Source organism: Candidatus Nitrospira allomarina, assembly GCF_032050975.1.
Lineage (GTDB): Bacteria > Nitrospirota > Nitrospiria > Nitrospirales > UBA8639 > Nitrospira_E > Nitrospira_E allomarina.
On the sequence record NZ_CP116967.1, the window covers coordinates 4435763 to 4454355 of the forward strand.

Genomic DNA, 18593 nt, shown 5'->3' on the forward strand with positions numbered 1-18593 from the left:
GTAGTTAAATAAAGGAAAGGACTCCTCAAGAAAATGTTAATATGGGGGTAGGGCATCAGCCGTCAATTAAAAAGAGACATAGCTTAGGACAATACAATGCAAAAACTCATCTTTGAACAAAACCCGAAAATGCAGATTCCGAAGCGCGGGCAAGAGTCTGTTTGGAGCTACCCTCGTCCACCCAGACTACAGCGGGTTCATCAACAAATTAGAGTTGAGTTTGGTGGACTGGTTCTGGCTGAAACAACTCAGGGCTATCGGCTTCTCGAAACCGGAAGCCCTCCGACATATTATTTCCCACCCACTGATGTCCGAATCGCCTACCTGATACTGAGCGCAAGACAAACCGTATGCGAGTGGAAGGGAATGGCACGATATTGGTCAATACAAATCGGGAAACGAATGTCGATAGATGCAGCATGGAGTTACCCTAATCCCGGGGAAAGGTATAAGAATATTGCCAATTATTTGGCATTTTTTCCCGGAAAAGTGGATGCCTGCTATGTGGGAAAGCAAAAGGTCAAAATACATACGGGTGAATTGTATGGTGGGTGGATTACCTCAAAAATACTCGGTCCATTTAAAGGCGAGCCGGATACGGAATTCTGATAGACCAAATAGGACCACTCACATATCGAAAATTTCTATAAGGTACATCCTCGGGAAGAGGCAGAGCGTTTATTATTATGAAAATGTGACGAGAGACCATGGCCCCTTGAATAAACTTATTTCGTCACGAGACTTCACTCGAGGAGCCTCACAATCAGAAGCCTATCTTTGTGATGGACGGTGCATGCTTGATGAGGCAACAGGACTGTTGATAGAAGAAAATATGAGTGCTGAACCCATCCACCACGAAACCTGCTTGAGTAGGTCGAGTGGAGCATAGGAGCACAAGATTTTGACCTTTTCATAGACCTCAAAGATTTCCTCCCGGACGCACCTTGTTGGGAATCCAACTTTTCGAATTGGGGTCATATCGCAAACCATCCATTCCTAACGAGCTCACAAACGCGATGACCTTCCAAATTTCATCTTGAGAGAGCTTATCCTTAAAGGCTCCCATAGTGCTGTAGGGCACTCCCTCGGAAATTCGCCACAGCATCTGGGAGTCCGAATAACTTTTCATTTTATCCACATCGAGGAAGCTCACAGCTGCGGTTATCACAGGTTTGCCGTTTTTACCATGGCATTGTGCGCAGTTGACATTCGATTTATTCAAACCCAGGTACAATTGACGACCATCATCAATAATCGCTTTGTCGGCCCACCAACCATCCGGCATGTGTAAATCTGCGTAGACAGTTGGAATAGACTCAGCGGTATGAGGTGGCTCCGGGAGGTTGCACCCGCCAAACCACCCTACTAGTAAAATCATTACTCCTCTCAGAGTCCCATCAATAGAACGCATGTGCCTTATGGTCTCCGCTCCCGTATTTTTTATTTGAAGATATTTGATCACTGGATACAATTCCGACAATTCATGCGAAACATTAACATTTCTGGGGTGGTCTAAACTAAATGTTTGTCCAATGTTGGATAATTTTTCCTAACTTGAGATCTCAAATCTCTGTTTTACGCGTTGCTGACTTTCGCCACACACAGCAAGGCTGGGCTCGAAAAAGAGTGTTATCTTCCATCAAGTAGACGTCTAGATGGACCACGAAATCTTTGATCGGTTGGCGGATAAAAAGCGGAATTTACTTAAAAACTATGGACGACATCCCAGTACTGATGGGCGGAATGTCTGACGAAAGTCTGTACCCACCAAATATGGAAATGAACCCACCGCAGTTTCTGTCGAAGGATTGAGTATTTTGATTGTTTGAGCTCCTGAAGTGCACGATATGATAAAGAATGATGGAACGCCAGCAAAAGAATACGTCAAAGGATGCTGCCGACCGATCCCGCTCACAGACTATTCGGGTCAAGATAATGTATGTATTGATAAATATGAGACCCACCACATTCCACTTGGTCTTCGTGGTTGTTTTAAGCCTATCGCTGGTGGCTGCGGAGTTTTTTCCCAGCCCGGTATGGTCACAGGAAGAGGGACAATCGACAAAGGATCTCACATGGCTCGATGAAATTGAGAAGATCTTTATCCCCTCAACACAGTGCAAGCAGTGCCATGACCGGCATTTTGAAGAATGGAAAGGCATGAGGGAACGTAGTGAGGATCTTCATTCGTTTGGACGGATGGATGGGGCCCTGCTTCATGGCACAGCCCTGAAGTCTCCTGTCTTCAGGACTGTGCTTGGTTTGTGGCTTCAGACTCAGCCCACTCTTGAACAACGAACAAAATGCCTGGCTTGCCATGTCCCAGCCGTCACCGTCTTCCCACAATATGCAGATCGCATTATTGACCAAGTCCAGAGAGGACCGAACCACATCAAAGTGGAAGGCATTGGATGTGCGTCCTGCCATCTCATCCAGGCCTCAGGGGGAAAGGATGATGATTATCCGGTATTTCAACTCGTTCCTGGATCCACATTTTTCGGCCCGTACGGTGATCCAGAGGATAACCTGGCCCATCAATCACAAAAGGCGGAGATCTATGAAGGAGCGAATTTCTGTACCTCCTGTCACTTCAGCAAGGTCAAGGATGTTACCCAACCACATCTGAACGGAGCCATTCTGAAGGACCTGGTTTGCCAAAATTGCCACATGGAACAATCTTATGGCAGTTCCACCGACAAGGGGGGGACGCATTCCAGATCCCTGGCTCGCCACTGGTTTCAGGGAGTTGTGGCGCCGGGAATCATGTTGAGTAATCGCAACGTGCAGGCAGAATGGACATCACGCCTCAATATCGAGATCACACAGACCACGTTCTCGGTTCAGGGTATTCTGCATGTACCCAATGGCAGCTTGATACACATGTTCCCCGGGGGGGACCCTGTTCTCAAGCAATTCATTGTCAAAGTTATGGTAAAGGATCAAACAGGAGCTATCATTGGTGAAGAGGACAAAACATTCGGACGCTCATTTGAAGAATTATTAAGAGGACCAATACCACAACCCTTGATCAACAGCGGTATCACCCGCCATATTCCCTTCAATATTGCAGTCCAGGAAGACACCACTCCGGCGTTCATCGAGGCCACAATTAGCTATGCTCTTATGCCGAAACCCGGAAAAGAATTACAGAGCCGCTATTTGTCAACCTTGTCTGGAGAAAAGCAGCGAAATGAGGCTTTACAAATTATCGACCAATATACGACTCCCCGTCTCCTGACATTCCGCACGAAACCCTTGGAAACCATTCCTCATCTTTCGAAAAAATCATGAACCGACTTTTCCTCATTTGTAAAAAGAACCTGGCGCTCTTTTTGGGTGTCATGGTTATCTGTGGAATTTTGGTGATCAATGTCATGGCTTCATTTAACCAGATAATCTTGCGAGAGGCTCTGGCAGGCAATAATTCCAGCGTTCCGGATAAGCCACTGGAAAAAGCCTTTCCGCCGTCCAATAAATGCCAGCGATGCCATTTACGTGCCTTTGAAGAATGGGAGTCCTCCGCACAATCCCGATCTATTGAAACTGCGCCCTTTCGAGTCACCCTGGACCGTTATCTTCAAAGAGCGACAACGGACCAGCAAAAGATGTGTTTCCAGTGCCATGCTCCTCATATTCTGAAATACGGGCACCTGTTTCAGGATTTCGTTGAGGAGGTCAAATCGAAAGATCCGCAGATTGACGGAGTCGGCTGTTCGCAATGCCACCTGATTAGCGAGGTCGATTCCAGCACCCGTCCCCCTCACCCCATTTTCTCATTGGGTAAGACGCTTTTTGGGGGTTATGACAATCCCCAACACAACCTCGCTCATGATTCACAGAAGCTTGAACTGTATACGCAGTCTCAATATTGCGTGCCTTGTCACCAATCTCTTCCTTCTCACAACGGTGCCATCACACATTCGGACTGGTTGGGATCCTGGCAAGAGACCAAGGCTGAACAGAATGGGAAAACTTGCCAGGCTTGTCATATGCCGGAGGCATTTGGTGAATCGGCCACAGGGGAACCATCCAGGCGAATTGCAAATCATAGCTTTCCAGGAAGGTTTGGAAAAGTGAGGGCCAATGCAGTTGAATTGCAGTTCACGACCCATGTTAAAGGGCAGGTATCCCAAGTGGAAGTGACCATCCACAGCCTGGTCCCTCACAATCTGCCCTTGCCCCACCCTGGTTGGTCTCGCATCGTGCTCGACCTGACCATTCTTGGGAAAAATCTCAACAAAGTGTATGGTGAGCAACGTTTTTATGAGCGCATATATATCGATCCAGAGGGTGCCCAAACCGTGTTTGATTTTGAGGCCGTCAAAATCTTGAAGGATACGTCATTGAAGCCTGAAGAAAAACGGGTGGAGAAATTCAGCTTTCCGACTCCGGCGAATGCCCCCTCGATGGACGTCATCGTCACCATGAGTTATGCGCCAGTGCATGGTTCGGATGATTTCTTGAAAGCCATCGAAGACGAAGCGACCCTTGGACGAAAAGATCGCTCCTTTCAGAAGGTGCTTATTAAAGAAGAAAGGGCAAACGTCCCGATCTCATCATAAATGCATCGAATAAATCTCCACCAAAGGAAACCATCATGGAAAATCTCGAACTGTTCGGGGTGTTGCTGGTCATTGTAGGTCTTGTTGGATTTGTCGTGTTTCTGAAAGCTCAATGGCCTTCTTATCACTCCTCAGACAATTCGCCCAAAGAAGAAAACAACCAGGTGGAAATTTAAGCTATTGGAATAATCCACTTCCTCACCTTTCCAGACAAAACAAGAACCCTCAGGAATGTTGATGAGAAAAATTTTCCTGGTTCTCTCAATCCTCTACGTCGTCTTTTTTGCTGGCGTGCCTTTCCCACTGGCAAAGCCAGTCAGCAAGAACTCCGTCATACTCGACACAGTCAGGGATCTCACCACCGCCCAAGGTTCAGTCTACGCCGGAGAATCGATTTACGTGGGAGGAATAACAGCTGATCAATCGATCAAGCCAGGCCCAGGGAGCCAGGAGAGTAGTATGGTCCTCAGGGAACTACATTCACCAGATGGCGTTTTCACCGTTACGAAGGGCGGTTCGACTGTAGAAATACAGGTCGTTCCCATGGTGGTGGAATCCCATCAAAATGGCCGGTTCCGCCCTGCCTTAGGTCATTGGGAATTCACATTTGAAAATACGAATAATTATGAAAGCGTGATCCATGTGCAGATGGCTGGGGACTTGGACATTGCCTATCAGAGTTCACAGATGAAGATAGGAGAACAGGAGGATGTCTTGCATTATGGCCTCAGCGGCAATCCACACGCCATCAGTTTATCCAGAAAGCGCCTCCAAAAAGCCTTTGCATCCCAAACTTCTTTCTCAAACATTAAGCCTGTTCTGAATTACCAAGTTCCGAATGACATCATTATTGTTCTGATAGAAGTTACCCCGGAAGGCTTCGTATTTGAACCGCTTTTTGATTATCAGACGGCAAAGGAGTAACCTGGCACCTGAAATAAAAAATGAAAATGCTTGATCGGTCAATTAAGCCATTCAGGGTCCGACACAACCAGTTGGCATGAAGAAAAACATGACAGGGGGCATGAAATCAGGGCTACGAATGTTCAAGGCATAAGGCATGACAACACACACCTTCCCAGTCGTCGTCTGGTTTCGGCAGGATTTACGCATCAAGGACAATCCGGCACTGTTGGCCGCCCACCAAACAGGACAACCTATTGTCCCGTTATTTATTTTGGATGAGGAAAATTGCGGTGAATGGAAGTTAGGCGGGGCCAGCCGTTGGTGGTTGCATGAAAGTCTCAAGGCACTGAACGAAGCCTTGGAGGACAAGCTTTGCTTCAAGGCAGGATCGGCACAAAACATACTGGTGGACCTCATCAAAGGGGTAGGCGCAGAAGCGATTTATTGGAACCGGTGTTACGAGCCCTGGCGAATCACCAGCGATGCCCACATTGAAGAGGCATTGCAGACCAAAGGAATCAAGGTGCACACCTTTAACGGGGCTCTTCTTTTTGAACCCCAGACGGCGCTCAAAAGCGACGGCACCCCGTATAAGGTGTTCACGCCCTTTTATCAAAATGGATGTCTCGGAAAGGGCAATGAACCACGACGACCCTCCAAAGTCCCAAAAGATTTAAGGCTATCCACACACAGAGGTATGGCACTAATAGATTTAGAACTGCTGCCCAATATTCCCTGGTACAAAAAACTTGTGAAACATTGGAAGCCCGGGGAAGCCGGGGCTCAGGCCCGACTGAAAGCATTTCTCAAAAGCGGCCTCAAACAGTACAAAGAAGGCCGGAACTATCCTTCTGGAAATAATGTCTCCCGATTATCGCCGCATCTGCATTTTGGAGAAATCTCACCGAATGAGGTGTGGTATGCCGCCAAACAACATATGGGTGCGGAAGGATGGCGGAAGGACGGGGAAACGTTTCTGAGCGAGCTTGGGTGGCGGGAGTTTTCCCACAGTCTGCTCTTCCATTTCCCCGAACTCCCCCGGAAAAATTTGCAAAAGAAATTTAATAAATTTCCCTGGCGTAAAGATCAGAAGGCTCTGAAAAAATGGCAACAAGGCCAAACCGGCTACCCCATCGTGGATGCCGGCATGCGTGAGCTGTGGGAAACCGGCTACATGCATAACCGCGTGCGCATGATTGTCGGATCGTTTCTGGTCAAAAACCTTCTGTTGCACTGGCACCTTGGGGAGGACTGGTTCTGGGATACATTGGTTGATGCCGATCTTGCCAACAACAGTGCTAGCTGGCAATGGATTGCAGGCTGTGGAGCCGATGCCGCACCGTATTTTAGAATTTTCAATCCCGTCACGCAGGGGAAAAAGTTTGATCAAAATGGTGAGTATGTTCGCCGGTTCATCCCAGAGTTAAAAAAGATACCAGACAAATACCTCCATAATCCATGGGAAGCGTCTGAAAAAGTGTTGACGGAAGCGGGGGTGCACCTCGGAGAAGATTATCCCCTGCCGATCGTCACACTCAGGGATTCCCGTGAGCGGGCGTTGGAAGCATTTTCTGGATTGGCTCAATGATCCACTTGTTTCCTCCAAGACTGGCAAAATGAGAATCAGGGTCTTCCCGTACTTTCAAGGGGACTTCTGATGGTGCCTTTCAACCAAAATTTGTGGGGCTATCTCCCAATAATCTATGAGTGGTCCTTTGTCGGTTATAGAGTTAACGAGATCGACCTACGCTTGCGAGGAATAATCTTTTCGGGAACCGAGATCACATACCCAGGCTGGGATTTCTCTAGTAATTGCTCCCGATTGTGGGAATTCTATTTTTGTTTTCGTGAGGGAGGATTTACGGAACGAGGCATCAGTGACGTTCAGATGCTGTCGACCAAACCTGGAATTGTCGTGAGCCGACTCCTTGCATTCAGGTACCGTGAAAGATCCACCAAGTCCAATGGAGGACATCGTGAAAAAACAATTGTTTGAAGGGCCTAAACTTTTTATCGTGGGTATTACTCTTTCAATCATGTTTTGGGGAATTTATGATCACATCATTTACGCAGAAGAAGTGCCCGTCAAAGAATTCTCCATCACGGTCGAAGAAATGACTATTACGTTACTGGAGGATCCCAAGAAAGACGTGCCAGTTTGGGCTTATGCCCTAAAAGGAGAAAAGCCTTCAGTTCCCGGCCCGGTCATTCGTGTCAACAAAGGCGACCTGGTCAAGGTTCATTTCACCAACACGCATCACCTTCCTCACACCATGCATTTCCATGGTGTGCATCCGTTTAATATGGACGGAAATGGTCAAAGAGCCATGGGACGGGAGCAACTCCAGATGCCCGGCGAATCCTACACCTATGAATGGATGGCTGAAGATCCCGGTTATTATCTCTATCATTGCCATTTCGACACGGCGAACCATATGGATCATGGCATGTATGGTTTATTTGTTGTCGAAGATCCTACCTGGCCTCAAGTCGATCAGGAATTTGTCACATTTTGGGACGAGTGGGACACAAATGATGATGGCCACTACGATACTCACACAATTAATAGCCGTTCTGCCCCTGATTACAGTCCTATGAAAACCAATGTGGGGGACCGGGTTCGCATTGTTCTCGCCAATATCGGATTCGAGTTTCATACTCCGCACCTTCATGGTCAAAAATGGATAGAAGTAAATGCTGGCAATCCTCGGCTTCCAGGATGGGACAATCCCAACGGAGTAATCTCCATCGGACCTGCGGAAATTAAAGTCGTCGAGTTTGTCACCAACCATGCAGGGACCTGGTTATTTCATTGCCACGTGGTGCCCCATGTGGCTGACGATCGGAAGTATCCTCGTGGAATGCTGACCCAACTGAAGGTCTCCGGGGAATCGCATATGTCTTCCACGCAACCGGCTAGAAACCAAAGTGTACAAGAAGACCAATCTGGTGTTTCCCGGAATTCCCAGGTCGCCTCTATCCCCGACTATCAGGGCAGGGAATTTCCATCCGGGCTAGCCGACCGGGGGTATGATGTGTACGACAAAAACTGCAAGGCCTGCCACGGGGCGCTGGCTAAAGGTGAATATGGTCCGGCACTGCAGCAGAATCCGATCCTCCAAAATAATGGGATGTTTTGGACTACGATTTTAAAGGGACGTGGGAATATGCCGGCGTGGGAAGATCGCTTAACTTCCCAGCAGATTGCCGACGTCCAAGCCTACTTGAAAACACTCAAGCCGGCCCCACCGCCCTGAGTGTGCGCATGTTCTCGGGAGAAAAAGTTGATTGGCTCGGCTTTTCTTCGGTCCACGTTCCTATGGGTGGGAACCGTCTATGCACACTGAGACTCAAGGACCCGTCCAGGACACAAATGACCTTTTGGACACCAAATCAAAAGACCCGGGCTCATGGAGGAGATCCCACCTCCCCCTTTGGAGTATATTCGTTAAATGAGTGACTTAATCGCTGCGAGATCCCTAATGGCCATGTCGTTGGGGTTTCATATTATTTTTGCGGTCGTGGGTATGGCCATGCCGCTCCTGATGGTGGTGGCCGAATGGCGCTGGCTGAAAACAGGGAAAGCCGTGTACCTGACCATTGCCAAACGCTGGGCCAAAGGCACGGCCATTTTTTTTGCCATTGGTGCCGTCACGGGAACCGTGTTGTCGTTCCAATTGGGCCTACTCTGGCCTCGGTTTATGGAATGGGCCGGTCCCATCATCGGACCGGCCTTCGCCATAGAAGGATTTGCGTTTTTTACGGAAGCCATTTTTCTCGGGATCTATCTCTATGGATGGCAAAAGGTGAGCCCGGGCGCACACCTCGCGGCGGGAGGTGTGGTGGCGTTGAGTGGAATTACGTCCGGAGTCGTCGTCGTCATGGCGAATGGGTGGATGAATACCCCCAGAGGATTTATGATGCATGGCGAAGTTCTGGCCAATATCGATCCCGTGGCGGCCCTCTTTAATCCTTCAGGCTTATTGCAGGCCCCGCATATGATCCTTGCCGCGTTTGCGGCTACCGGTTTTGCGGTGGCCGGCATTCACGCGTTCCTTCTTCTCCGCCAACCCGGCCATGCGTTTCATCAATCGGCTTTGCAAATCGCATTGGTCATCGGTGGAATCAGCGCCATTATTCAACCGCTCAGCGGAGATTTCCTCGCCAAACAAGTGGCAGAATTTCAGCCCTTAAAATTGGCGGTATTTGAAGCCCAGGTTGAGACGCAACAGGGCGCGCCGTTTCGAATCGGCGGAGTTTGGGATTCAAAAAGAGAAATGTTTGACTATGTGGTGGAAATCCCCTATGCCTTGAGCCTGCTGGTCACATCGGATCCCAATGGCCAGGTGGTAGGTCTCAAAGATTTCCCCAAGGAAACCTGGCCGCCCATTGGAATAACCAGGACGGCGTTTCAACTCATGGTGTTTATCGGATTTTTGATGATGGGCCTGGCTTTCTGGGGCCTCTGGCTTCTGTACAAGAAGAATCTTTTTCAATGCCGGCGGTTCCTCCAGGCGATGGTGTTGGCGACGCCGTTAGGTTTTCTAGCGATCGAAGCCGGTTGGGTAGCGACGGAAGTGGGCCGACAACCCTGGGTCATTGTGGGATATCTGAGAACCGCAGACGCCGTCACACCCATGCCGGGATTGATCATTCCTCTGATGATTTTTGGCGCTTTGTATGTTTTCCTGGCCTGTATCGTGATCTGGTTGATGTGGCGCCATGTCTCAGCCACCCCCGATCAGTTTGAGATGACACCCCCTCGGAAGGAGACGCAACCGGTCTGATGGAATTAGAAATCGCTCTCGCCAATGTCTTATTGATCGCTTTGACGTTTTACGCCTTGCTGGGTGGGGCAGACTTTGGGGCCGGAGTATGGCATCTCCTGGCCAGAGGTCCCACAAGGCGGGCGCAACACCAGCTGATTGGAGAAGCTATCGGACCGATCTGGGAGGCCAATCATGTATGGTTGATTCTGATCGTGACCATCGTCTTCACGGCTTTTCCGCGGGCCTATGTGCACATTTCCACCACGCTTCATATTCCTCTGACCATCCTGGTCATCGGCATCGTCCTTCGCGGGTCAGCGTTTGCCTTTCGTCACTATGACATTAAAGATGATGACATTCACCTCAGGTGGGATCAACTGTTTGCCATTTCCAGTCTCATCAGCCCTCTTCTCCTGGGCATTATCATTGGTGCCATTACCTCCGGCCACTTTCCCGTCAACCCTGCAACCTTTTTTGAAGGGTACATTGCTCCCTGGCTACAACCTTTTCCGTTAGGCATGGGATTATTGACTCTCCTGCTGTTTTCTTATTTGGCAGCCACTTATCTCCTTCTGGAAACCCGCGATCCCGCACTGCAAAAGATTTTCCGGAAACGGGCGATTACCGCGGTCCTCCTGGCGGGCATACTGGAAGAAGCCGTGTTGTACCTGGGAAGGTCCGGGGCACCGCGCCTCTGGGGAGAGGTAACGACGAGCCTTTGGGGAGGATTCATTCAACTCGGCGTCGGCAGTTTGACCATTATAGCTATCCTCTTGCTCCTGACGCAGCGCTACTGGTGGGCCAGGACATGTGCCATCCTGCAAGTCACCCTGACGATTTGGACATGGGGCATCGCACAATTTCCTTATTTAATCCCCCCCCACCTGACGGTCTTCAATACCGCAGCTCCGGGGGTCACCCTTCAATTCATCGCAGGTGCCCTATTGGTTGGCATACTATTCCTGTTCCCTTCTCTGTTTTATCTGTTTCGAATTTTTAAAGGGAGCATGTTGTTCCGTCATAAGGGGCACCATGAATAAAAAATCCTGTACGGGATACTGCCAAACATCCCCCGATGTGCCCCGGGATGTCACGCCCCATCCCGGGGGAACCAAACCCTATCCCTTGACCGTGTATTTTGATGGCGACTGTCCAATTTGTCGTCGTGAGATCGATCTCATGAAAATATTTAACCGGAAGAAACATCTCAAATTCATTGATTTTGCCGCTTCATCCTATCTTCCGGCAGAACACGGATTAAGTCCATGTGATTTGGGCCAAGTCATTCATGCCCGGTGGGCGGATGGAACGCTCATGACCGGGGTCGAGGTGTTCAGGGAAATGTGGGAAGCCATCGGATTGCGCGCTCTCGCAAGATTGGCCAGACGGCCCACGATCAACAAACTTCTGGTTCGCGCGTATGACTGGTTTGCCAGAAACCGGTTACGCCTGACCGGCCGCGCCTGACCGGGTTCCTCGAGCGGATTGCAGCGGCATTCATGTGTTTGGCTCATGCAGAGATCGCGTGAGCCCTGCTTCATTTCTGACTCCGGGATGGTCCGACCGAGAATGGATGAATTTTTTAAAACCCTGAACGACTATGCAAGCAGAGAAGGGCCGCGGAGCTGGATTCTCGTTTTAGAGGACCAACTTTCCGATGACATCGGCCCCTTGAGCCGGGAAGATCCTCATGGCCTTGGTGTGATCTTCATCGAGTCGCATTGGAAACTTAAAAGAAGGCCCTACCACAAGCAAAAAATTGCCTTTCATCTTCTCAACCTGCGTCACTTCGCCATCGAACAAGCGAAGCGGGGTGTGGCCATTCGCTACCAAATAACCTCTGAATCCTTGCGAGAAACGCTAAAACCCCTTATTCAGAAATTAGGCTCTTTGCGAGTCATGGAACCAGCAGAACTGGAAGTCAGGCAGGATCTTGACCCTCTCGTCAAAAGGGGTTTGGTCACCTTCATCCCTCACGAAGGTTGGTTGACCTCCAGGCATGACTTTGAGGAAGGAGCGGGTAAAGAGCCTCCCTGGCGCATGGATACCTTCTATCGTTTCGTTCGAAAACGGACTGGCATCCTGATGAAAGGAACAAGCCCCTTAGGCGGAAAATATAGTTTCGATACCGAAAATCGTAAACCCTGGAAAGGAAGCCCGCTCCCCACGCAGGAACTCCGCTTTCCGCCCAATCCTATCAAGACCGAGATCGTCAAACTCGTTGAATCCCGATTTGCCGACCACCCCGGCACGCTTCATCCAGAGTTTCTTCCGGGAACAAAACAAGATGCCCTCCGGCAATGGCACTGGGCCAAAACACATTGTCTCCCCCATTTCGGACCCTATGAAGATGCCATGGCCGAAAAAGAACAGACGCTCTTTCATACCCGCATGGCGGCTCTTCTCAACACTCATCGTTTGCTGCCCGGGCAGGTTGTCAAAGACGTCGAAGCCTTGAAGCTCCCGTTGGCTTCCAAGGAAGGTTTTATCCGGCAGGTTTTAGGCTGGCGTGAATTTGTCCGGCATGTTCATCAAGCAACCGATGGGTTCCGGAATCACTTCCCCAAAGCCGACGTCCCTGGTGATGCCGGATATAAAAAATGGGGCACTCAAAATTGGAAATCTTCCAGGAATGTCCCCGATCTGGATGGAGGAGCAACTCCGTCATTCTTGGGAGCGACGAACCCTCTACCCGCCGCCTTTTGGGGGACCGCAAGCGGCCTCCACTGTCTTGATCACGTTATCGGTCAGGTCTGGGAACATGGCTATTCCCATCACATTACCAGGCTCATGATCCTTGCGAATATTGCCACCCTGCTCGATGTGTCTCCTCGTGAACTGACCGATTGGTTCTGGGTGGCCTATATTGATGCCTTTGATTGGGTCGTGGAACCAAATGTCCTGGCTATGGGAACCTTCGGAACAGGCCCGCTCATGACCACCAAACCGTATATTTCGGGAGCGGCCTACATCCATCGCATGAGTGATTTGTGCACCGGATGCGCCTTTAACCCCAAAACGAATTGTCCCATTACCAACTTGTATTGGGCCTTTCTTGACCGCCACAAAAAGCAATTGCAATCAAATCCACGCCTCATGCTGCCACTTCGAAACTTGCAGAAACGAGGACAGGAAAAGAGTCGGAAAGACCGGGATATTTTTACGGTTGTGCACCGCGTTTTTGAAAAAAACACATTCTTGACTCCCGGACATCTGTTCCATCCTGAGTCAACTGCAAAAATCCCCAAGAAGCGTTCCTAATTACGGAGACCAACTGCCTTCCTCCATTTTTCTTTCCAAGTGTATTTCTCCTTAGTTGCCAAGAAGATAATTTAATATGCTTGGCTTGGCTTGGCTTGGCTTGGCTTGGCATTGTCCCCTGGCCATCAACAGACAAAGCCATCCGGGCTTTGAACCATCAGATTTTAGGCCTTTGGAATTCAATAAAACCGGCGCTTGAGTTAACCCTCCATACCCCCCAAGACATGATCCCCCATTAAAAAGAAAACGAAACTTTTCTGACATCCAGAATTTTTATGATTACGCAAATATTTATGTATTTGTTTATCTTAAAGACTCTACGATTCAATAGAGGTATGAGAAACAATAATAGACAACCGGGTGCCATAACCCCGTTCAGGCACAAAGGAGGCCTTGCAATGATTAGCAAATCTAACAAAACCAATCGCTATCGTTGGATACTCGCAATGACGGTTACAGGAATGTTTGTAATGCTTTTTTTAGGCAGTAGAGGTCTCGGGGAACGCTTCATTTCTTTCGCTTCTATAGACGATGAGACGCACTGGACCCTGGCCAATGGAATAATAGTCACGGAAGAGGATGTGGATTGGACATTAGCTGGCAACGAAGATGTCCTGGAGAAAATGGTGGACTGGACACTCGCAAACAATGACTCCCAGGACACTAATGAAAAAGAACCCGATTGGACATTGGCCCGAAATGATGGCCATGATCAAGCAGACACAGATTGGAACCTGGCCTCATGATCAAGGCAGATGGGAGGGGGATGTGCCAACTCCGCCCTCCCTGTTGTTGCAGTCCACCGGTGATACGCTGGCCATTCCATGACTCACCACTTATGGATTGTTCACACTCTTAAATCGCACTTATGGTGATAGGAGACTTCCCATGAAAAATTTTCACCCAAGTCCACCAAGCGGCACATTGGCTTTCCCAATTATTAATGAGGCGAAGTACCGTTTCCAAAAAATAATGGCAGGATTGATGTTTCTTCTCTACTTCACAGTTTTAATGACTCTTTTATATGTTATCAGCGGGTGTAGCGCTTCTCCGCCTCCTCGACTTCCGAATCACTATCAAAGTGAGCCTCAATCGTCTAAAGTCATTCAGGAAAAATTTTCAGCTCACGCTCAGGGCCGGCTACCGGTCGGCTTGGCCATCGTCGCCAATGGTGATTCTTCCCAAGGGCCCTTGCCCTTCACCGAGGATTCCTGGACTCAGTTTGCGGCCAGAGTAAAACAAAAAGTGCAAAGCCTCATGCCGGTCACCATGCAGGAGGTTATTCGCGTGGAAGATATTCCAGCCGGGGAAAAGGCATCGCTGATTCAGGGCATGGGAGGAACTCACCCGATTGATATGGTTTTAGTAGTTCTGCCCTCCAGCAATGAGGTTAGAGGTCCGGCTCAGTTCGATGTTCTTCCCGAAGTTGGGACGTTAAACGGTCATCAAACGGAAAACCACGGAACGGTGGAATTAGGGTTCTTGGACGTGAATTCCGGGAAACTTTTACTCCAGTCGCAAGGTACCTCCCATGCCATGCTGGACCAACTGGATGTTCCACTGGCATCGAGTCGGTATCCCAGAGTCAGAGGATCCGCCATGACGAGCCCGATTTATCCTCAAGAGGAGAAGGCGCTTGAAACGTTGAGAATCGTCGCCATGGATGAAGCCTTGGACCAGGCAGCCATGAAGTTAGCCCAAAAGTGGCCGGATGGAATTGGCGGCTCTAGACCATCCGGCAGACCCTCTCAGCCAGGGGCGGAATCCTAGACTTTTGAACGCATGAAGAATGGAGAAAACCCGCTGTGGGGGGAATATTCCCTCCCACGGCGGTAGTGAGATGTTCCCAACAACTCAATCTGACTTTGACCTCTTCCCGTCTATTTTTTAAAATTTGTCATATCTACACGAGAAACAACCCAACAAGGAGGGATCACAATGAAGGTTTTTGCGTATGTGTTAGTAGGCGTGTTAGGGGGAATTGGCATCATGATGTTTTCAGCTGGTGAGGGACAGCAATCCTCCCTGTTGTCACCGGTGGGGCATGTAATGGCAGCCACGGACACGGAAGACCCGAAACCCTGGACGGGAGACGATCTCCTGGAAATGGCACAAATTTATGATCAACAAGCCGATGAACTTCAAATGGATGCTGTCCGCATAGAACAGCGGGCCACATCTCTGATGCTCAAACCGCATATGGATCCCAAAGGGTTTCAACGGACCAGCCTCATGCATGTAGCTTCCTCACGCTGGAAAGCGGCTCGAGACCTCCGTGAAATGGCAGTCATGCACCGGGCAGAAGGCCAGCGCCTGTTGGCCTTAAAAAACCCTGACAGAAAGAACCCTGAAAGGTCCTGAGCCGACAATGCGGATATGAGTGAGAAAGCCCACCGGCAGAAATCGGGACGGGTTCAAGCACCGTCGCAAGGGCACTAAAAATTTTCAGAAAGGAGAAAGTTCAAAGACCCGGTTTTCACGATGATTTGGAATCCCGAAAAATGATTTTTTGAGCCGAGTCTACGATAGCCAATACACCCGGATGTTTCAGACGTCGTTCGACGGAAAGAGCATAGAATTGTTCACGGACGTCAGGCACGTCTCCGACTTTTTTAACAAGGTATTGGCGGCTGATTTCTTTATCTACCACGGTTGAGCCGGGGAAAATTCCTTTTCCTGCCTGACCGAATGCCTTCATGGTCGCGCCATCTTCAAACTCCCCCACCACCCTGGGAGTGATCCCTTTTGCGGAAAACCACTCATCCATTCCCCGACGAAGCATGGCATTACCGGTCGGCAGCAGGAAGGGTGCTCCATCGAGGGATGTGGGGAAATTTTTCCGATACTTGGCTGCGATTTTTGTGGTAGCAAACAACGACACACCGGATTCCCCGAGTAGATGGCTATGTCCCAGTATTCTGACAGTAGAAGGAATGGCCGTATCCGCGAGAACAATATCCAGAGTATGCAACGCTAATTCTCCCAATAACCGTTCCAATCGACCCTCCCAACAGATAATTTGCACGGAATCCGATACGGCAAAGGCGGATTTCAACAGTTTATATACCACCATCTTGGGAACGACCTCGGCAATGCCCACCACCAATTTCACCGGACGCTGGCTTGGTCGGCCTTTTATGAGATTGGTGAATTCCTGTCCTAGGGAAAAAATTTCCTGGGAATACCGATAGGCCATCTGTCCGACATCAGTCAGAACCAAGCTTCGCCCCACACGATGAAACAGCTTTTCTCCCAAACTATCTTCCAAGGACCGTAGCTGAGCGCTCAGCGCCGGTTGGGAGAGGTTCAACTCTTCGCATGCTCGTTTAATACTGCCTTCACGAGCGATAACCCAGAAATACAACAGATGATGGTAATTCAACCATTCCATGTCTGAAGCATACATCTAATTTTTAAATGATTCAATGACAAATCATGAATTTGTAAATGTTCATGAATAATGGTAATACACTGATTGATACACGCACATCGATTGTACTTGGCTTAATAGCCGGAAAGACTTAATATTCAAAAACAGAGGAATAGGTCACACCACGCAACCATCGTATACGACCCCCTTTCAAGGTTGAGGTGGGCTGACATCTTGTAAAAAATGATCAACCCCCAAACTCTCGATGTCTGAACTTATGGATCTGCCTCCTATTCCCACAAAACCATCCGGCTCTCAACTCGTTTCCCGCCAAAGTCTTTCTCCGTTACGAGTCACCGGTCGTCCGCCGCAGTATGAATCATGGGCGGCGGTGAAAATCCCGACGAAATTGTACACGGCGACCCGTCTCGCCATCGGTTTTTTTCTTCTGTTCACTCTCATTCTTGTCTTCGTTCCCTGGACCCAAACGATAACCGCTCAGGGCCAACTATCGGCCTATTCCCCTGCCGAACGACCGCAGGAAGTTCATGCGCCCATAGAAGGGCGCATTATGACCTGGAAAATTAACGAAGGCATTATGGTGAAAACAGGTGAACTCCTGCTTGAACTTGCCGATGTCGATCCCAAATTTCTCGCCCCCGACCTGTTGTCACGCCTGGACCAATCCAGGAAGGCTCTAGAGGAGAGACGGGAAGCGGCGTTATCCCGGTCCCAGTTATTGGAGAACCAAATCGAGGAAATGAAAAAGCTAAGCGACGCGGCCACCCGCTCCGCCGATTCCCGGGTGCAGGAAGCCGCCCGGCGGATTCAAAGTGTCGAACAACGGCTGGCGGCCGCAAAAGTATCAGCCCAGACGGCTCAACTCAATTTACAGCGTTCCCAAGTCCTAGAAGCCGAAGGCCTCCTCTCCCGGCGGGACCTCGAGCTGGCCATTCAAGCGGAAGCGGCCGCTCAAGCCGAACTCAGAGCCAGTGAAGCGGCTCTTCAGGAAGTGGGCCAATCACGACAAGCCCTCTCGTATGGGCGGACTCAAATTGAAGCAGAGCTGATCCAACGAATTCTTGACACCCGGTCACAACGGGCTGCGGCGCTGGGCGAGGCCGCCAACGCTTCGAAGGAACTGGCCGACCTGGCCTTGACGCAGTCCAACGCCGTCCAACGACGGGCAGCCAGCCGTATCACCGCCCCCATGGATGGGACGGTGGTGCGAATGGCCCGAGTGGGCCCTGGTGAAATCGTACATCCCGGCGATCCATTGGTCACGATTGTTCCAACCACCGCCACTCGTGCCGTGGAGATGTGGGCGGACGCCTTGGATGCCCCACTACTCAAACAGGATCGAAGCGTGCTTCTGATGTTTCAAGGCATACCAGCCATACCCTTACCATCCTGGCCTGAGTTGATGGCGGGCACATTCGATGGCCGCATTCGTGTCGTGGATCAGACATCGGACGCACAAGGTCGCTTCCGATTCTGGGTGGTTCCGGATCCGGCAGGCTCACCTTGGCCGCCGCAAAATCAAGTCCGGCAAGGCACCCAAGTGATGGGTTGGGTCCTATTGAACCGGGTGCCTCTCTGGTATGAAATTTGGCGCCGCGTGAACCTTTTCCCGGCTGACTACCAAAAACATGACATAGCTTTGCCACATTCCATTCTGCCCAAGGCCGGAAGACCCGGAAAATAACTTCTATTTAGTAGATCCCA

Annotated in this window: 17 protein-coding genes; 15 read left to right on the plus strand and 2 right to left on the minus strand. The window is 49.8% G+C overall.

Annotated features, from left to right (window positions below):
- Nucleotides 1-96: 96 nt before the first annotated feature.
- A complete protein-coding gene (locus PP769_RS19270) occupies nucleotides 97-609 on the plus strand; it encodes a DUF427 domain-containing protein (RefSeq protein ID WP_312643415.1) in 513 nt (170 codons plus the stop codon).
- 310 nt (nucleotides 610-919) lie between these two features.
- Here the strand turns inward: PP769_RS19270 and PP769_RS19275 are convergent, their stop codons facing one another.
- Complete coding sequence (locus tag PP769_RS19275) at nucleotides 920-1378, minus strand: c-type cytochrome (protein ID WP_312643417.1); 459 nt, start codon at nucleotides 1376-1378, stop codon at nucleotides 920-922.
- Between the two features lie 575 nt (nucleotides 1379-1953).
- Between PP769_RS19275 and PP769_RS19280 the strand changes: the two genes are divergently transcribed.
- The 13 genes from PP769_RS19280 to PP769_RS19340 all read left to right on the plus strand — a co-directional run bounded on the left by PP769_RS19280 (nucleotide 1954) and on the right by PP769_RS19340 (nucleotide 15859).
- The gene (locus PP769_RS19280; protein ID WP_312643419.1) at nucleotides 1954-3291 is read left to right on the plus strand and encodes a multiheme c-type cytochrome; all 1338 of its coding nucleotides are present in this window, start codon (nucleotides 1954-1956) and stop codon (nucleotides 3289-3291) included.
- A complete protein-coding gene (locus PP769_RS19285; protein WP_312643422.1) occupies nucleotides 3288-4562 on the plus strand; it encodes a multiheme c-type cytochrome in 1275 nt (424 codons plus the stop codon). The genes PP769_RS19280 and PP769_RS19285 overlap by 4 nt, the downstream gene beginning before the upstream one ends.
- Nucleotides 4563-4597: 35 nt before the next feature.
- Nucleotides 4598-4738, plus strand: a complete 141-nt coding sequence (locus tag PP769_RS19290) for a hypothetical protein (RefSeq protein WP_312643424.1) — start codon at nucleotides 4598-4600, stop codon at nucleotides 4736-4738.
- Between the two features lie 61 nt (nucleotides 4739-4799).
- On the plus strand, nucleotides 4800-5486 hold the full coding sequence (locus PP769_RS19295; protein ID WP_312643426.1) for a hypothetical protein: 687 nt from the start codon (nucleotides 4800-4802) through the stop codon (nucleotides 5484-5486).
- Nucleotides 5487-5622: 136 nt separating this feature from the next.
- A complete protein-coding gene (locus PP769_RS19300) occupies nucleotides 5623-7056 on the plus strand; it encodes a cryptochrome/photolyase family protein (protein WP_312643428.1) in 1434 nt (477 codons plus the stop codon).
- 388 nt (nucleotides 7057-7444) lie between these two features.
- Nucleotides 7445-8725 carry a multicopper oxidase domain-containing protein gene (locus PP769_RS19305; RefSeq protein ID WP_312643430.1) on the plus strand — a complete coding sequence of 427 codons (1281 nt, stop codon included), beginning with the start codon at nucleotides 7445-7447 and terminating at the stop codon, nucleotides 8723-8725.
- Between the two features lie 195 nt (nucleotides 8726-8920).
- The gene (locus tag PP769_RS19310; RefSeq protein WP_312643432.1) at nucleotides 8921-10255 is read left to right on the plus strand and encodes a cytochrome ubiquinol oxidase subunit I; all 1335 of its coding nucleotides are present in this window, start codon (nucleotides 8921-8923) and stop codon (nucleotides 10253-10255) included.
- Nucleotides 10255-11277 carry a cytochrome d ubiquinol oxidase subunit II gene (locus PP769_RS19315; RefSeq protein ID WP_312643434.1) on the plus strand — a complete coding sequence of 341 codons (1023 nt, stop codon included), beginning with the start codon at nucleotides 10255-10257 and terminating at the stop codon, nucleotides 11275-11277. The genes PP769_RS19310 and PP769_RS19315 overlap by 1 nt, the downstream gene beginning before the upstream one ends.
- Complete coding sequence (locus PP769_RS19320) at nucleotides 11270-11704, plus strand: thiol-disulfide oxidoreductase DCC family protein (protein WP_312643436.1); 435 nt, start codon at nucleotides 11270-11272, stop codon at nucleotides 11702-11704. The genes PP769_RS19315 and PP769_RS19320 overlap by 8 nt, the downstream gene beginning before the upstream one ends.
- A 102-nt stretch (nucleotides 11705-11806) precedes the next feature.
- Nucleotides 11807-13498: a cryptochrome/photolyase family protein gene (locus tag PP769_RS19325; RefSeq protein ID WP_312643442.1), complete on the plus strand. Its 1692-nt coding sequence runs from the start codon at nucleotides 11807-11809 to the stop codon at nucleotides 13496-13498.
- Between the two features lie 398 nt (nucleotides 13499-13896).
- The gene (locus tag PP769_RS19330) at nucleotides 13897-14244 is read left to right on the plus strand and encodes a hypothetical protein (RefSeq protein WP_312643444.1); all 348 of its coding nucleotides are present in this window, start codon (nucleotides 13897-13899) and stop codon (nucleotides 14242-14244) included.
- Between the two features lie 142 nt (nucleotides 14245-14386).
- Nucleotides 14387-15268, plus strand: coding sequence for a hypothetical protein (locus PP769_RS19335; RefSeq protein ID WP_312643446.1), 882 nt, complete (start codon nucleotides 14387-14389; stop codon nucleotides 15266-15268).
- A 168-nt stretch (nucleotides 15269-15436) separates the two neighbouring features.
- The gene (locus PP769_RS19340) at nucleotides 15437-15859 is read left to right on the plus strand and encodes a hypothetical protein (protein ID WP_312643448.1); all 423 of its coding nucleotides are present in this window, start codon (nucleotides 15437-15439) and stop codon (nucleotides 15857-15859) included.
- 115 nt (nucleotides 15860-15974) lie between these two features.
- On the opposite strand, the gene nhaR is transcribed toward PP769_RS19340, so the two are convergent.
- On the minus strand, nucleotides 15975-16889 hold the full coding sequence (gene nhaR, locus PP769_RS19345; RefSeq protein WP_312643450.1) for a transcriptional activator NhaR: 915 nt from the start codon (nucleotides 16887-16889) through the stop codon (nucleotides 15975-15977).
- Between the two features lie 244 nt (nucleotides 16890-17133).
- Between nhaR and PP769_RS19350 the strand changes: the two genes are divergently transcribed.
- Nucleotides 17134-18573 (plus strand): HlyD family efflux transporter periplasmic adaptor subunit, encoded by a 1440-nt coding sequence (locus PP769_RS19350; protein ID WP_312643452.1) that lies wholly within the window; start codon nucleotides 17134-17136, stop codon nucleotides 18571-18573.
- Nucleotides 18574-18593: the final 20 nt, after the last annotated feature.

Coding starts and splice junctions, on each gene's coding strand:
- PP769_RS19270 (WP_312643415.1), top strand. CDS start 97: ATGCAAAAACTCATCTTTGAACAAAACCCGAAAATGCAGATTCCGAAG.
- PP769_RS19275 (WP_312643417.1), bottom strand. CDS start 1,378: ATGATTTTACTAGTAGGGTGGTTTGGCGGGTGCAACCTCCCGGAGCCA.
- PP769_RS19280 (WP_312643419.1), top strand. CDS start 1,954: ATGAGACCCACCACATTCCACTTGGTCTTCGTGGTTGTTTTAAGCCTA.
- PP769_RS19285 (WP_312643422.1), top strand. CDS start 3,288: ATGAACCGACTTTTCCTCATTTGTAAAAAGAACCTGGCGCTCTTTTTG.
- PP769_RS19290 (WP_312643424.1), top strand. CDS start 4,598: ATGGAAAATCTCGAACTGTTCGGGGTGTTGCTGGTCATTGTAGGTCTT.
- PP769_RS19295 (WP_312643426.1), top strand. CDS start 4,800: ATGAGAAAAATTTTCCTGGTTCTCTCAATCCTCTACGTCGTCTTTTTT.
- PP769_RS19300 (WP_312643428.1), top strand. CDS start 5,623: ATGACAACACACACCTTCCCAGTCGTCGTCTGGTTTCGGCAGGATTTA.
- PP769_RS19310 (WP_312643432.1), top strand. CDS start 8,921: ATGAGTGACTTAATCGCTGCGAGATCCCTAATGGCCATGTCGTTGGGG.
- PP769_RS19315 (WP_312643434.1), top strand. CDS start 10,255: ATGGAATTAGAAATCGCTCTCGCCAATGTCTTATTGATCGCTTTGACG.
- PP769_RS19320 (WP_312643436.1), top strand. CDS start 11,270: ATGAATAAAAAATCCTGTACGGGATACTGCCAAACATCCCCCGATGTG.
- PP769_RS19325 (WP_312643442.1), top strand. CDS start 11,807: ATGGATGAATTTTTTAAAACCCTGAACGACTATGCAAGCAGAGAAGGG.
- PP769_RS19330 (WP_312643444.1), top strand. CDS start 13,897: ATGATTAGCAAATCTAACAAAACCAATCGCTATCGTTGGATACTCGCA.
- PP769_RS19335 (WP_312643446.1), top strand. CDS start 14,387: ATGAAAAATTTTCACCCAAGTCCACCAAGCGGCACATTGGCTTTCCCA.
- PP769_RS19340 (WP_312643448.1), top strand. CDS start 15,437: ATGAAGGTTTTTGCGTATGTGTTAGTAGGCGTGTTAGGGGGAATTGGC.
- nhaR (WP_312643450.1), bottom strand. CDS start 16,889: ATGGAATGGTTGAATTACCATCATCTGTTGTATTTCTGGGTTATCGCT.
- PP769_RS19350 (WP_312643452.1), top strand. CDS start 17,134: ATGTCTGAACTTATGGATCTGCCTCCTATTCCCACAAAACCATCCGGC.